The following is a 13,101-nucleotide window of genomic DNA, read 5'->3' as shown; positions in this document are numbered from 1 at the left end:
GCGACCCGCGTTGTCTGCTCTCAGGGACTCCACAAATCTCGGTACAGATCACCCCACCGCGCCGCTGAGTGCGCCGTTGTCATTGCGACAGCAGTGGTGGCTGCCCGCCCCCATAGAGAGTCGCCAGATCAACCAGGAGCAGATCTTCGCGGCCGGCCGCGGACTCGATCAGGTCCGGGTAGAACCCGTGCAGGGAGAACAGGGCCAGGGTGGTGCCCGTGGTGTCGTACCCCTGGTCGGCGAGCAAGGTGCGGATGCGTTCCAGGCGCCGCAGGTCGCCGGTGCCGCGGCGGGCGGCGGTGGCTTTGGCCTCGCCGAGGAGGGCGATCCGGACGCGGGGGGCCTGCGGGCGCTCGCCCAGGGCCAGGGCGATGACATCGACCTCGTGCTTGGTACGGGCCGCGGGGTCCGCCACTTCGGTGGTACCTACCGGACCGGGCAGGCCGCCGGGAAGCAGGGTGTGGGCGTAGCGGCGCGTGAAGGTGCGGGCGAGGTCCTCGAAGTGGGGGCCGAGGATCTTGGAGTTGAAGGTCGGTGCGGTGGCCTGCCACGCCTCCTCGGCGAAACCCTCTTCGACGGTGGCCGCCTGCGGCAGGGTGATCAGCTGATTGAAGCGGATGACGGGGTCGGCCAGCGTGATGACGGGATGGCGGGGACGCAGGATGTCCTGCTCGCGCTGGATGTAGCCGGTGGACTCCAGGACGTCGAGCGGGTGGGTGACTGCGTTGCGCTGACGTTCCAGGGCCGCGCCGATCTTGGTGGGGGTGGTGGCGCCCTGGGCGATCGCCGTAAGGATGTCGTAGTAGAGGGTGTGCTGGGTGATCCGCGGATCCTCGCGCAGCAGATATTCCGTCTCCGTGCGCGAGTACACCGCCCGCCCCGGGTCCAAGAGCGTCCGCGTCAGCCAGGAGGCGAAGCCGTCGTTCGGGTGCGGGCGGGCCGCCACGGGGCGGTATCCGGGAGCGCCGCCGAGGACGGCGTCCACCTGCAGGGCGGTCAGCGGGTCGTCGATCTGCCAGAACGCGCGGCTGGCCCGGTAGTCGAAGGCCCCCAGCCTCAGATCGATCACCGCACGGCCGCGCAACGGTCTCGTCCCCGACAGTAGTTCGTGCATGACGCTCATCGCGGACCCGCAAAGGATCACCCGCGCTCCGGGGCCGGCCCCGGTGCCCCGCTGGCGCTCGTCATAGAGCTGCTGCAGCAGGCCAGGGATCTCAGGAGAGTGCTGGAGGAGATACGGCAACTCGTCGATCACCAGCAGCGGCGTCTGTGAACGCGCGGTGACCTCGAGGGCGTTGAACAGGACCTCACGCCAGTCCGTCAACCGCAGCGTGCCGGGCCGCAGACCCGCGTGGGTCGCGATGGCGTCGCTGAACCGCTGGATCGCCGGCAGCCGCCCTTCCTCCCGCACCGCGGTGACGTACAAACCCCCGACCTGCTCCGACAGCGCCTGCAGAAGATACGACTTGCCGTGCCGCCTGCGTCCCGACACGATCCCCAGACGCATCGCCGGATCCGGGTCCGTGACGAATTCGGTGAGCAGACCCCACTCACGATCACGGTCGACCACGTCCTCGGGCTTGGCAAGCATGCTCTCGTGCACCGGAACTCTCCACCAGCCTAGATCGCCTACGACGTGTCTAAGTCTACTTAGACGGAATCCGTCCAGCTCGACTTCCTTGATGATCGGCGACAGAGATCACTGGCAGTGATCGCCGCGGAGCTGTGTCAGCAGCTCCCGACAAGGAAGTCACGGGGCATCGCAACACACTGCTCCAGTCGGTCTCGCCGACGGGAGTCGAGCGTCATATGAGCGTCAAGAACCCCGACGGCCAGGCATCGCGCAGCCGCTCCTACCGGTCATTCCAGCACAAATCCGCAGGTGAGAGGGGCCCAAAGAGGTCGACGTGCTGGATATCGCGAAACAGGTCGAGCAATCCACCAGGGCCGCAAACCCACAGGTCAGGCACTCTTCGTGGCAGGCTCAAGAATCGCCACGCACTCCACATGATGCGTCATCGGAAACAGATCGAACGCCCGCAGCGTCCGCACCCTGTAGCCGCCCTCGCGGAAGTACGCCAGGTCGCGGGCGAGGGCTGCCGGGTCGCAGGCGACGTAGGCGATGCGGCGGGCGCCGAGGCCGGTCAGGTGCTTGACGGTCTGCTTGCCGGCGCCTGCGCGCGGGGGGTCCAGGACGATCAGGTCGGTCTCGGTGATGCCGGTGCGCGGCAGGACCTGGTCGACCTTGCCGTGTTCGATGCGGACCCGCTCCAGGTCCTTGAGGTTGTGGCGGGCGTCCTCGACGGCGCGCTTGCCGGACTCGATGCCCAGGACCGCGCCCTTCTCGCCGATGCGCTGGCCGAGGGCGCCCGCGAACAGGCCGACGCCGCAGTAGAGGTCGAGCGCGGTGTCGCCCTTGCGAGGCAGGAGGCCCTGCATGACGGCGCGGACGAGGGTGTTGGCGGCCTGGGGGTGGACCTGCCAGAAGCCGCCGGAGCCGACGCGGTAGGTGCGGTCGTCGGCACGCTCGCGGACGAAGGCGCGGCCGTGCACCCGGTGGACGCCGCCGTCACGCTCGTCGACGCGCATCACCGAGACGGGCTTGTCGAGCTCGACGAGGGGCAGCCGGCCGCCGGGCTTCGGGGTGAGGATGACCTGGCGGTCGTGGGAGCCGGTGGCGGCGATGGCTTCCACCGAGGCCATGCCGGGCCATTCCCGCTTCTCGACGCCGAGTTCGGTGACGCCGGGGGCCGCGATCAGGCAGCGCTCGATGGGCTCCACGTCGTGCGAGCGGTGCTTGCGCAGGCCGACGCGGCCGTCCTCGTCGATGGCGTACTGGACCCGGGTGCGCCAGGCCGGGACCTCGCCCGCGGGAAGCTTGTCGCCCTCGGCAGGCATCACGGTGCCGTCCCAGCCCGCCTCCTCGGGGGTGAGGCCCGCGAGGTGCTGGAGCTGTTCGGCGATCACTTCGCCCTTGAGCCTGCGCTGGGCGCCGGGCTTGGCGTGCTGCCAGTCGCAGCCGCCGCACTTACCGGGACCCGCGTACGGGCAGGGCGCCTCGACGCGGTCCTTGGACGCCTTGATGATCCGTACCGCGTCGGCACGCAGGAAGCGGGAGTCGCTCTCGCCCTCCGTGACCTTGGCGACGACCTTCTCGCCGGGGAGCGTGTGCCGTACGAAGAGGACCCGGCCCTCCGAGGTGCGGGCGATGCAGTGGCCGCCGTGTGCGACCGGCCCGACCTCGACCTCGTATTCCTCCCCGACCAGCGACGACGTGGGTTCGTTCTGCATGAGGGGGTGGCTCCAGAGATCAAGGGAAAAACGGCCGGACAACAACCCACGAGTCTACGTGGGTGTCGTCCGGCCGTTTACCACGAGCGGGCGGGCACGGTCAGCCCATGTGGCGGGTCGGCCGCGACTGGCGCCGGCCGCGACTGGCGCGGTCAGCCCTTGTTCGCGGGTTCCTTGGGCCTGCGTTCCACGGGGCCGCGGCGCACCGAGCCCGGTGCGTTCCACTCGGCGCGCTTCCTGGCGCGCTTCTTCGCCGCCTCGGAGGACTCCAGCTGGTACGGCACGGAGGTCACCATCACGCCCGGGGTGAACAGCAGCCGCCCCTTCAGGCGCAGGGCGCTCTGGTTGTGGAGGAGATGCTCGTACCAGTGGCCGACCACGTACTCCGGGATGTACACGCTCACGACGTCCCGCGGGCTTTCCCGGCGCAGGCCCTTCACGTAGTCGATGACGGGGCGGGTCACCTCGCGGTACGGGGAGTCGAGGATCTTCAGCGGGATGTCGATGCCGCGCCGCTCCCAGTCCTCCCTGAGCGCCTTGGTCTCGGCCGCGTCGACGCTGATGGAGAGCGCCTCCAGGCGGTCGGAGCGGATCAGCTTGGCGTAGGCGAGGGCGCGCAGCGTGGGCCGGTGGAGCTTGGAGACCAGGACGATCGAGTGGACCCTGGAAGGCCGCATCGTCTCGTCGAGCGGGGTCTCCTCCGCCGCGATCTCCTCGGCGACCCGGTCGTAGTGCCTGCGGATCGCGCTCATCGTCCCGAAGAAGATCACCATGCCGAGCAGCGCGACCCAGGCACCGTGGGTGAACTTGGTGGCGAGCACGACAACGAGCACCAGGCCGGTGAAGAAGGCGCCGAAGGTGTTGATGGCGCGGGAGCGCATCATGTGGCGGCGCTTGGCCGGGTCCTTCTCCGTCGCCAGGTGGCGGTTCCAGTGCCTGACCATGCCGATCTGGCTGAGGGTGAAGGAGACGAAGACACCGACGATGTAGAGCTGGATGAGCCGGGTCGAGTCCGCTCCGTAGACCCAGGTCAGCAGGATCGCCGCGCCCGCCAGCAGCACGATGCCGTTGGAGAAGGCGAGCCGGTCACCGCGGGTATGGAGCTGGCGCGGCAGGTAGCGGTCCTGGGCGAGGATCGAGCCGAGCAGCGGAAAGCCGTTGTACGCGGTGTTGGCGGCCAGGAAGAGAACAAGTGCGGTGGCCCCCGCGAGGACGATGAAGAGGAACGTGCCCTCGCCGAATACGGCGGCCGCGACTTGCGAGATCACCGGGTCCTGGACGAAGCCGGAGCCGACCGGGACGCCCTTGTTGATCAGGTCCGTGGCCGGGTTCTCCGCCATCTTCACGTCGGTGGCCATGGCCAGGGCGATGATGCCGCAGAACATGGTGACGGCCAGCAGGCCCATCATCGCGAGGGTGGTCGCGGCGTTCTTGCTCTTCGGCTTGCGGAAGGCGGGCACACCGTTGCTGATCGCCTCGACGCCGGTGAGGGCGGCGCAGCCGGAGGAGAAGGCCCGCAGCAGCAGGAAGACCAGCGCGAAACCGGCCAGCCCCTCGTGCTCGGCCTTGATCTCGAAGCCCGAGGTCGGGGCATGCATGGTCTCGCCGAGGACCAGCCCTCGGAACGCACCCCAGATGATCATGATGAAGACGCCGGCCACGAAGAGATACGTGGGGATGGCGAAGAGCTTGCCGGACTCCTTGACACCGCGCAGATTCATCACCGTCAACAGCACGATGGCCGCGATCGCGCACGCCGTCTTGTGCTCGACGACGAACGGGATCGCGGACCCGAGGTTCTCCACCCCGGAGGCGATCGACACCGCGACGGTCAGCACGTAGTCGACCAGCAGCGCACTGGCCACGGTCAGCCCGGCCTTGGGCCCGAGGTTGGTGGTGGCGACCTCGTAGTCACCACCACCACTCGGATACGCGTGCACGTTCTGCCGGTACGAGGCAACGACCGTGAACATCAGCACCACGACGGCGAGCGCGATCCAGGGGCTGAAGTGGTAGGCCGACACGCCCGCGACGGAGAGCACCAGGAGAACTTCTCCGGGTGCGTACGCCACCGATGACAGCGGGTCGGATGCGAAGACAGGAAGTGCAATGCGCTTGGGGAGGAGCGTCTCTCCCAGCTTGTCGCTGCGCAGCGCCCGTCCGATCAGGATCCGTTTGGGCAGGTCGGTCAGTTTGGACACGCAGAGGATCGTAAGCGCTCCGTATGGAAGCCGCAGACCCACCACCCGCGTGGCCTCGCAATCTCCTGCGCTCGGCCGAGAAAGCCACGAAATCCTTAACGAAATCCTTGCACTGAGGCGTCCGCGAACAGGGCGCTGCAGCCGTTGAGGGCGGACTGGCCGCCGAGGTGGGCGTAAAGGAGGTGGGCGCGCCTGCTCCCGACTTCCCTTGACGCCGCTGCCGAACCCGGATCGCACCGGGCAGTCACAGCCGGTCCAGGCCGAGGGCCGGAGAAGGGAGAGGGGCTGTTGGCGTCACGGGCGGGGCACGGGCCCGGCGAAAGCGCACTCGGATGAGGCCTCGCACTCCCGGCCGCATAAGCTCATCCTGGGCAACGGGACAGACCGTTGCCCCGTTGTTTGCCCGGCAAACTGAGAAAGAAGTGTGAGCAGGGTGTTTTCGCAGGTCAGCCGGACGACCAGGACTGCGAGGTAGGCGCAAGGTGCACATCGTCATCATGGGCTGCGGGCGAGTCGGAGCCGCTCTCGCGCAGACCCTGGAGCAGCAGGGGCACACGGTCGCCGTCATCGATCAGGACCCGACGGCGTTCCGGCGCCTGGGGTCCGGATTCGGTGGGCGACGCGTCACCGGTGTCGGCTTCGACCAGGACACCCTTCGCGAGGCGGGGATCGAGGAGGCCGGTGCGTTCGCCGCGGTGAGCAGCGGCGACAACTCGAACATCATCGCCGCCCGGGTCGCCCGCGAGATGTTCGGCATCGAGAATGTCGCGGCGCGGATCTACGACCCCCGGCGCGCCGAGGTCTACCAGCGTCTCGGCATCCCCACGGTCGCCACCGTGCGCTGGACCGCGGACCAGATGCTGCGCCGGCTGCTGCCCTCGGGCGCCGAGCCGCTGTGGCGGGATCCGAGCGGCGGAGTGCAGCTCGCGGAGGTGCACACCACCCCGTCCTGGATCGGCCACAAGATCAGCACGCTGCAGGAGGAGACGGGCGTCCGCGTGGCGTTCCTCACCCGGCTGGGCGAAGCCATACTGCCCACCTCGCAGACAGTGCTGCAGGAGGGCGACCTGGTCCACGTGATGATGCGTACGGACGAGATCGCGAAGGTCGAGGCGGCCTTCGCCGAAGGTCCTGAGGAGGGCGGTCACTGATGCGTGTCGCGATTGCCGGGGCCGGTGCGGTGGGTCGCTCCATCGCGGGCGAGCTGCTGGAGAACGGGCACGAGGTGCTGCTCGTCGACAAGGCGCCGACGGCCATTTCGGTGGAGCGGGTGCCGATGGCCGAGTGGCTGTTGGCGGACGCCTGCGAGATCACCTCGCTCGACGAGGCGGCGCTGCAACGCTGCAACGTCGTGATCGCCGCGACCGGCGACGACAAGGTGAATCTGGTCGTCTCGCTGCTCGCGAAGACCGAGTACGGCGTACCGAGGGTCGTCGCCCGGGTCAACAACCCGAAGAACGAGTGGCTGTTCAACGAGGCCTGGGGCGTCGATGTGGCGGTCTCCACGCCGCGCCTGATGTCGGCCCTGGTCGAGGAGGCGGTGAGCGTCGGCGACCTGGTCCGGCTGCTGCGCTTCAGCCACGGCGACGCCAACCTGGTCGAGCTGACGCTGCCCCCGGAGTCGGCGCTGGCCGGCACCCAGGTCGGCGAAGTGGCCTGGCCCGAGGACACCTCGCTGGTCACCATCATCCGCGGGCAGCGCGTTCTGACGCCGGGCACCGACGAGACGCTGGAGGCCGGTGACGAGCTGCTGTTCGTGGCCGCGCAGGCACGCGAGGAGCAGTTGGAGGACCTGCTGTCGGTGCGCCGGGGCGACTCGGACGACTGACCGGCTGCCGGGCTGCCCGGCTGGCCGGCTGGCCGGCACAGGGCGGCGAGCAGAGGGAAGGGGCCCGGAACCGTGCGAAACGGTTCCGGGCCCCTTCCCTCTGCTCCTGAGGTCCTGCTGTCCTGAGGTCCTGCTGTCCAGAGGTTCTGGGCGGTTCAGTACTCCCGGTGTGTTGTCGCGGCGGCGGCTGCTTCCGCTTCCGCCTTGCGGGCCTTCTCGGCCTGCTCCTCTGCCTCCATCTCGGCGAACACATCGATGGGCGGCGGCGCCTTGGCAAGGAAGACCCAGGTCAAATAGACCGCGAGCAGGAACGGGGGGATCTTCAGCGCAACCAGGATCCAGCCGAGCTGGGTCGTGTCGGCCCACCAGTACAGCGGGAAGAGGATCGCGCACTTGGCGAGCAGGATCAGCCCCCAGGCATAGCTGGACTTGGCGTACGCCTTCTTGCGGCCGGGGTTCCTGGTGCGCCAGGAAAGGTTCTCCTTGAACACCGGCCCCAGGATCAGACCGATCAGGGGCACCCCGGCAAGGGTGGTGATCAGGTAGGCGAGGGCCAGACCGAGCGTGTAGAGCATGCCCGGAAGATAGAAGTCCTTGGCATTGCCGGTCATCATCGCGAAGACCACGCCGAAGGCCACGCCGAAGACACCGCTGAAGGCGTGCTTGACGGTGTCCCTACGGATCAGTCGTACGGCGACGAGGACCAGGGACACCACCAGGGCCGCGATGGCCGAGATGTGCAGATCCTTCTTGATCGTAAAGATCGTGACGAAGAGCAGCCCGGGAAGAACTGTCTCCACCATTCCCCGGACACCGCCGAACGCCTCGGACAGCGCTGCCTCGGTGACCGCCTTCGCTTCGGCCTCCTGCTGGTCGGTGCGGGTGGTGCGGTCCGTGTCGGACGTCGGCTTGTCGAGAGACGTCACCGGCTACTCCTTGCCGAGTGGTCGGAGTTCGTATTTGGGGTTGAACAGCACCCGGCGTCCATGACTCATGGCGATCCGGCCCGAGGCGATGAGCTTGCGGCCCGGTTCTATGCCCGCGATGGAGCGCCGGCCCAGCCAGACCACGTCCAGCGGCGCGGTGCCGTCGAAGAGCTCCGCCTCCAGGGCGGGCACTCCGGCGCGCGGCCGCAGGGTCACGGTCCGCAACGTACCAGTGACCTTCACGATCTGCCGGTCGGTGCATTCGGAGATCCGCGTACACCCCGAGGCCTGCGAGTCCTCCTGCAGCTCCTCGGACTCCAGGTCCTCCTGGGAGGTGGACAGCCGGTCGAGCATCCGCCGGAAGCGGCCGGACGGCTTCGCCGCCTTGCCTGGCTTCTCGAATCGAGGAACAGCACTCATATCCGAAGGGTACCGGTCTCCGGTGCTCCGAGCGGGTGTCCCGGGTCTCACTCGAACGGGTTTACTCGCGGGGGTTCACCCGGTCGTCCGGTCGCCCTGTCCCCAAGTTTCCCTGCCGCCCCGCCTCCCCCCTCAGCCGCGCTCGAAGCGGTAGCCCATCCCCGGCTCGGTGACGAAGTGCCGTGGGTGCGAGGGGTCGGCCTCCAGCTTGCGCCTCAGCTGCGCCATGTAGACCCGGAGGTAGTTGGTCTCGGTGCCGTACGAGGGCCCCCATACCTCCTGGAGGAGCTGCTTCTGGCTGACGAGGCGTCCGCTGTTGCGGACCAGGACCTCCAGCAGGTGCCACTCGGTGGGGGTGAGCCGTACGTCGCGGCCCTCGCGGTGGACCTTCTTCGCCGCCAGGTCGACAGTGAAGCCCTCGGTCTCGACGATCACCGTGTCGTCGGAGCCGTTCTGGCCGACCGGTTCGGCGCGGCGGACGGAGGCGCGCAGCCGGGCCAGCAGCTCGTCCATGCCGAACGGCTTGGTGACGTAGTCGTCGGCGCCGGCGTCCAGGGCCTCGACCTTCTCGTCGGAGGTGTGGCGGGCGGAGAGCACCAGGATCGGCACCCGGGTCCAGCCGCGCAGCCCCTTGATCACCTCGACGCCGTCCATGTCGGGCAGTCCGAGGTCGAGGACGACGACATCGGGGTGGCGGGCGGCGGCGAGCTGAAGGGCGGTCGCGCCGTCGGGCGCGGCGTCCACCTCGTACTTGCGTGCCTTCAGGTTGATCACGAGGGCACGTACGATCTGCGGCTCGTCGTCGACCACAAGCACCCGGGTCATGGGGGCCCTGCCTTTCTGCTGTACGGCGATCTCCCGGGACGCTGCGGAGATCATGAAGTGGCCTGCGAGGTCATGAGGTGACCTGCTCGGACAGGTCGGGGCCGACCGGAACATATCCCGATGCCGCCTTGAGCGTCAGCACCATGGTGAGGCCACCGCCGGGGGTGTCCTCGGCGTCCAGCGTGCCGCCCATGGACTCCACGAAGCCGCGGGCGACGGCGAGGCCCAGTCCGACGCCCGCGCCGCGCGGAGCGTCGCCGTAGCGCTGGAAGGGCTCGAAGATGTGCTCCTTGGCGTCGTCGGGGACCCCGGGGCCGCGGTCGGCCACCCGTAGCTCGACGCGGGTGCCGAGCGCGCTGGCGGCCACGTTGACGCGTTCGCCGTAGGGGCTGTACTTGACCGCGTTCTCGACAATGTTGGCGACGGCCCTCTCCAGCAGCCCGGGGTCGACGCCGACCATCGGCAGGGTCTCGGGGATGTCCAGGTCCACGCTGCCCTCGGGGACGCCGCCGAGCGCCATCGGAACCACCTCGTCGAGGTCGATCTCGCGGATCAGCGGGGTGACGGTGCCGGTCTGCAGCCTGGACATGTCCAGGAGATTGCCCACCAGGTGGTCGAGGCGGTCGGCGCCGTTCTCGATGCCCTCCAGGAGTTCCGCCTGGTCCTCGTCGGACCAGGCGACGTCGTCGGAGCGCAGGGAGCTGACGGCGGCCTTGATGGCGGCGAGCGGGGTACGCAGGTCGTGGCTGACGGCGGCGAGGAGCGCGGTCCTGATCCGGTTCCCCTCGGCGAGCCGCCGGGCCTGCTCCGCCTGACCGACCAGGCGCTGCCGGTCCAGTACGACGGCGGCCTGGGCGGCGAACGCGCCGAGCACCCGGCGGTCCTCGGCGGGCAGCACCCGGCCGGAGAGCGCGAGCGCCATGTGGTCGCCGACGGGCATGTCCACGTCGGCGTCGTCCGGCCGGGCCACCGGGGCCGGCCCGACGCTCCCGGCGCAGGTCCACGGATCGACGTCGCTCTGCCGCTCCAGCAGGGCGACGGACTCCATGCCGAAGGTCTCGCGGACCCGGTCCAGGAGCGCGTCCAGGGTGGTCTCGCCGCGCAGCACACTGCCGGCCAGGAAGGAGAGGATCTCCGATTCGGCGCGCAGCCGGGCCGCCTGGTGGGTACGGCGCGCCGCCAGATCGACGACCGAGGCGACCGAGACGGCCACCGCGAAGAAGATCACGATGGCGACGAAGTTCTCCGGATCCTGGACGGTCAGCGTATGGGTGGGCGGGGTGAACCAGTAGTTCAGCAGCAGCGAGCCCACGGCCGCCGAGGCGAGGGCCGGCAGCAGCCCGCCGATCAGGGCCGCCGCTACGGTCATGAAGAGGAACAGCAGGACGTCGTTGGCGAGCCCGGGGCCGCTGTCCAGGCCGATCAGGAGCAGCGTGAGAAGGGCCGGACCGCCCACCCCGACCAGCCAGCCCCAGATGATCCGGGCCCGGCCCAGCCGGGCGCCGCGGGCGATGGGCAGCCCGCGGCCCTTGGCGACCTCTTCGTGGGTGACGATGTGGACGTCGAGGTCGGGGCCGGACTCGCGGGCGACCGTGGCGCCCACGCCCGGTCCGTAGATGTACTGCCAGGCCTTGCGGCGGCTGGAGCCGAGGACGATCTGCGTGGCGTTCACCCCACGGGCGAATTCGAGGAGCGCCGACGGTATGTCGTCGCCGATGACATGGTGGAAGGTGCCACCGAGGTCCTCCACGAGGGTGCGCTGGACAGCGAGCTCCTTCGGCGAGGCGGAGGTCAGTCCGTCGCTGCGGGCGATGTAGACGGCGAGGATCTCGCTGCCGGAGCCCTTGGCCGCCATCCGGGACGCGCGGCGGATGAGCGTACGGCCCTCGGGACCGCCGGTGAGGCCGACGACGATGCGTTCGCGGGCCTGCCACGTGGTGCGGATGTTGTGCTCGCCGCGGTACTGCTGAAGGTATTCGTCGACCCGGTCGGCGACCCAGAGGAGGGCCAGCTCGCGCAGGGCGGTCAGGTTGCCCGGGCGGAAGTAGTTGGACAGGGATGCGTCGATCCGGTCCGGCTTGTAGATGTTGCCGTGGGCCATCCGGCGGCGCAGCGCCTGGGGCGACATGTCGACGAGTTCGAGCTGGTCGGCCCTGCGGACGACCTCGTCGGGAACGGTCTCGCGCTGGCGTACGCCGGTTATCGCCTCGACGACGTCGCCGAGTGACTCCAGGTGCTGGATGTTGACGGTGGAGATCACGTCGATGCCGGCCTGGAGAAGCTCTTCCACGTCCTGCCAGCGCTTGGCGTTGCGGGAGCCGGGCACATTGGTGTGCGCCAGTTCGTCCACCAGGGCGACGGCCGGGTCGCGTTCCAGTACCGCGTCGACGTCCATCTCGGTGAAGACGGCGGAGCGGTATTCGATCTCGCGCCGCCGGATCTGCTCCAGCCCGTGCAGCATCACCTCGGTGCGCGGGCGGTCGTGGTGCTCCACGAAGGCGACGACGCAGTCGGTGCCCCGCTCCACGCGCCGGTGCGCCTCGGAGAGCATCGCGTACGTCTTGCCGACGCCGGGTGCCGCACCCAGGTAGATCCGAAGCTTGCCGCGTGCCATGGCCCCATTGTCTTCTCTGAACCGGCTGCGGCCGATGCGGCAGCCGATTTCGAAGCTACCCCGAGGATTCCCGACATAAGGGACGGGGGGTGGGGTGAGGGACCGAATTGACAGGATTCTGACGCCCGGACCGGGCCCGGTGAGCGGCCCGTCGGTTCTCCGCGTCGAGGCGTCGAGGCGTCGAGCTGCCTCGTCGGCTTCTCCGCGATCAGCAGCGCGTCGCGCACAAGCGCCGAAGGAGCCTGACGGCACCGAGGTGTCGTCAGGCTCCCGAGCCTCCTGAAGGTTCTCAGCCCTGGTTCGCCAGGTTCACCACCTGCTTGAGCGCGATGTTGAGCTGGAGGACGTTGACCCGCGGTTCTCCCACGAAGCCGAGAATCCGGCCGTCCGTGTGCTGCTCGACGAGCTTCTCCACCTGGGCGACAGCGAGGTGGTTGCGCTCGGCGACGCGGCGCACCTGGAGCTGTGCGTACGCCGGGGAGATGGCCGGGTCGAGGCCGGAGCCCGAGGAGGTGACGGCGTCGGCCGGCACGTCGGTGGGGCTGATGGGGTGGCCGGGGACGGAGTTGTCCTTGACGACAGCGGCCTTGGCGGCGGTGACCCAGTCGATGAGTTCCTTGTTGTCGCCGGAGCGGTTGGTCGCGCCGGAGAGGATCAGCTTGTACTGGGTGTTGACGCTGTTGGTGCCGAGGCCGTTGGACGGGCGCGGCTGGAACCATCTGAGGTCCGGGGCCGCGGTCTGCTGCCCCTTCTTCGGCGGCAGGTCGTAGCGCTGGCCGATGAGTCCGGAGCCGACGACCTTGCCGTTCGCGGTGACCTCGGAGCCGTTGGCCTTGTCGGGGAAAACGCCCTGGGCGACACCGGTGACGGCGAGGGGGTAGAGCACGCCGCAGACGACGGTGAGGACGAGCAGGGCACGCAGCCCGGCCCAGAGCAACCGGGCGGTGTTTGCTACGGAGTTGTTCATGGCAGGTCAGCCGATTCCTAAATTCAGTT

Annotated in this window: 10 protein-coding genes; 2 read left to right on the top strand and 8 right to left on the bottom strand. The window is 69.1% G+C overall.

Features of this window, described 5'->3' with window-relative positions; all coding sequences use genetic code 11:
• Positions 1-79: 79 nt before the first annotated feature.
• The 3 genes from OH735_RS28630 to OH735_RS28620 all read right to left on the bottom strand — a co-directional run bounded on the left by OH735_RS28630 (position 80) and on the right by OH735_RS28620 (position 5,492).
• Entirely contained in the window at positions 80-1,591 is a 1,512-nt protein-coding gene (locus OH735_RS28630; protein ID WP_406386784.1) for an ATP-binding protein, read from the bottom strand.
• A gap of 371 nt (positions 1,592-1,962) precedes the next feature.
• Positions 1,963-3,291 (bottom strand): class I SAM-dependent RNA methyltransferase, encoded by a 1,329-nt coding sequence (locus tag OH735_RS28625; protein WP_406384501.1) that lies wholly within the window; start codon positions 3,289-3,291, stop codon positions 1,963-1,965.
• A gap of 152 nt (positions 3,292-3,443) precedes the next feature.
• Positions 3,444-5,492 (bottom strand): APC family permease, encoded by a 2,049-nt coding sequence (locus tag OH735_RS28620; RefSeq protein WP_406384499.1) that lies wholly within the window; start codon positions 5,490-5,492, stop codon positions 3,444-3,446.
• A 482-nt stretch (positions 5,493-5,974) separates the two neighbouring features.
• On the opposite strand from OH735_RS28620, the gene OH735_RS28615 reads away from it, so the two are divergent.
• On the top strand, positions 5,975-6,643 hold the full coding sequence (locus OH735_RS28615; RefSeq protein WP_072485889.1) for a TrkA family potassium uptake protein: 669 nt from the start codon (positions 5,975-5,977) through the stop codon (positions 6,641-6,643).
• Positions 6,643-7,320 carry a potassium channel family protein gene (locus OH735_RS28610; protein WP_384447783.1) on the top strand — a complete coding sequence of 226 codons (678 nt, stop codon included), beginning with the start codon at positions 6,643-6,645 and terminating at the stop codon, positions 7,318-7,320. The genes OH735_RS28615 and OH735_RS28610 overlap by 1 nt, the downstream gene beginning before the upstream one ends.
• Before the next feature lie 155 nt (positions 7,321-7,475).
• Here the strand turns inward: OH735_RS28610 and OH735_RS28605 are convergent, their stop codons facing one another.
• The 5 genes from OH735_RS28605 to OH735_RS28585 all read right to left on the bottom strand — a co-directional run bounded on the left by OH735_RS28605 (position 7,476) and on the right by OH735_RS28585 (position 13,072).
• Entirely contained in the window at positions 7,476-8,246 is a 771-nt protein-coding gene (locus tag OH735_RS28605; protein ID WP_406384498.1) for a DUF3159 domain-containing protein, read from the bottom strand.
• A 3-nt stretch (positions 8,247-8,249) separates the two neighbouring features.
• The gene (locus tag OH735_RS28600; protein WP_406384497.1) at positions 8,250-8,666 is read right to left on the bottom strand and encodes an OB-fold nucleic acid binding domain-containing protein; all 417 of its coding nucleotides are present in this window, start codon (positions 8,664-8,666) and stop codon (positions 8,250-8,252) included.
• Between the two features lie 132 nt (positions 8,667-8,798).
• Positions 8,799-9,491, bottom strand: coding sequence for a response regulator (locus tag OH735_RS28595; protein WP_389987320.1), 693 nt, complete (start codon positions 9,489-9,491; stop codon positions 8,799-8,801).
• A gap of 70 nt (positions 9,492-9,561) precedes the next feature.
• Complete coding sequence (locus OH735_RS28590; protein ID WP_406384496.1) at positions 9,562-12,105, bottom strand: ATP-binding protein; 2,544 nt, start codon at positions 12,103-12,105, stop codon at positions 9,562-9,564.
• A gap of 289 nt (positions 12,106-12,394) precedes the next feature.
• Complete coding sequence (locus OH735_RS28585; protein ID WP_406384495.1) at positions 12,395-13,072, bottom strand: potassium-transporting ATPase subunit C; 678 nt, start codon at positions 13,070-13,072, stop codon at positions 12,395-12,397.
• Positions 13,073-13,101: the final 29 nt, after the last annotated feature.

Source organism: Streptomyces sp. NBC_01618, assembly GCF_045209435.1.
Lineage (GTDB): Bacteria > Actinomycetota > Actinomycetes > Streptomycetales > Streptomycetaceae > Streptomyces.
Note: the sequence above shows the minus strand (reverse complement) of the source record. Positions and strands in the feature narration are given on the sequence as shown.

What these genes read in the sequence shown, in the direction of transcription:
- OH735_RS28590 (WP_406384496.1), bottom strand. Translation starts at nt 12,105, where the DNA reads ATGGCACGCGGCAAGCTTCGGATCTACCTGGGTGCGGCACCCGGCGTC.
- OH735_RS28630 (WP_406386784.1), bottom strand. Translation starts at nt 1,591, where the DNA reads ATGCTTGCCAAGCCCGAGGACGTGGTCGACCGTGATCGTGAGTGGGGT.
- OH735_RS28600 (WP_406384497.1), bottom strand. Translation starts at nt 8,666, where the DNA reads ATGAGTGCTGTTCCTCGATTCGAGAAGCCAGGCAAGGCGGCGAAGCCG.
- OH735_RS28625 (WP_406384501.1), bottom strand. Translation starts at nt 3,291, where the DNA reads ATGCAGAACGAACCCACGTCGTCGCTGGTCGGGGAGGAATACGAGGTC.
- OH735_RS28585 (WP_406384495.1), bottom strand. Translation starts at nt 13,072, where the DNA reads ATGAACAACTCCGTAGCAAACACCGCCCGGTTGCTCTGGGCCGGGCTG.
- OH735_RS28610 (WP_384447783.1), top strand. Translation starts at nt 6,643, where the DNA reads ATGCGTGTCGCGATTGCCGGGGCCGGTGCGGTGGGTCGCTCCATCGCG.
- OH735_RS28595 (WP_389987320.1), bottom strand. Translation starts at nt 9,491, where the DNA reads ATGACCCGGGTGCTTGTGGTCGACGACGAGCCGCAGATCGTACGTGCC.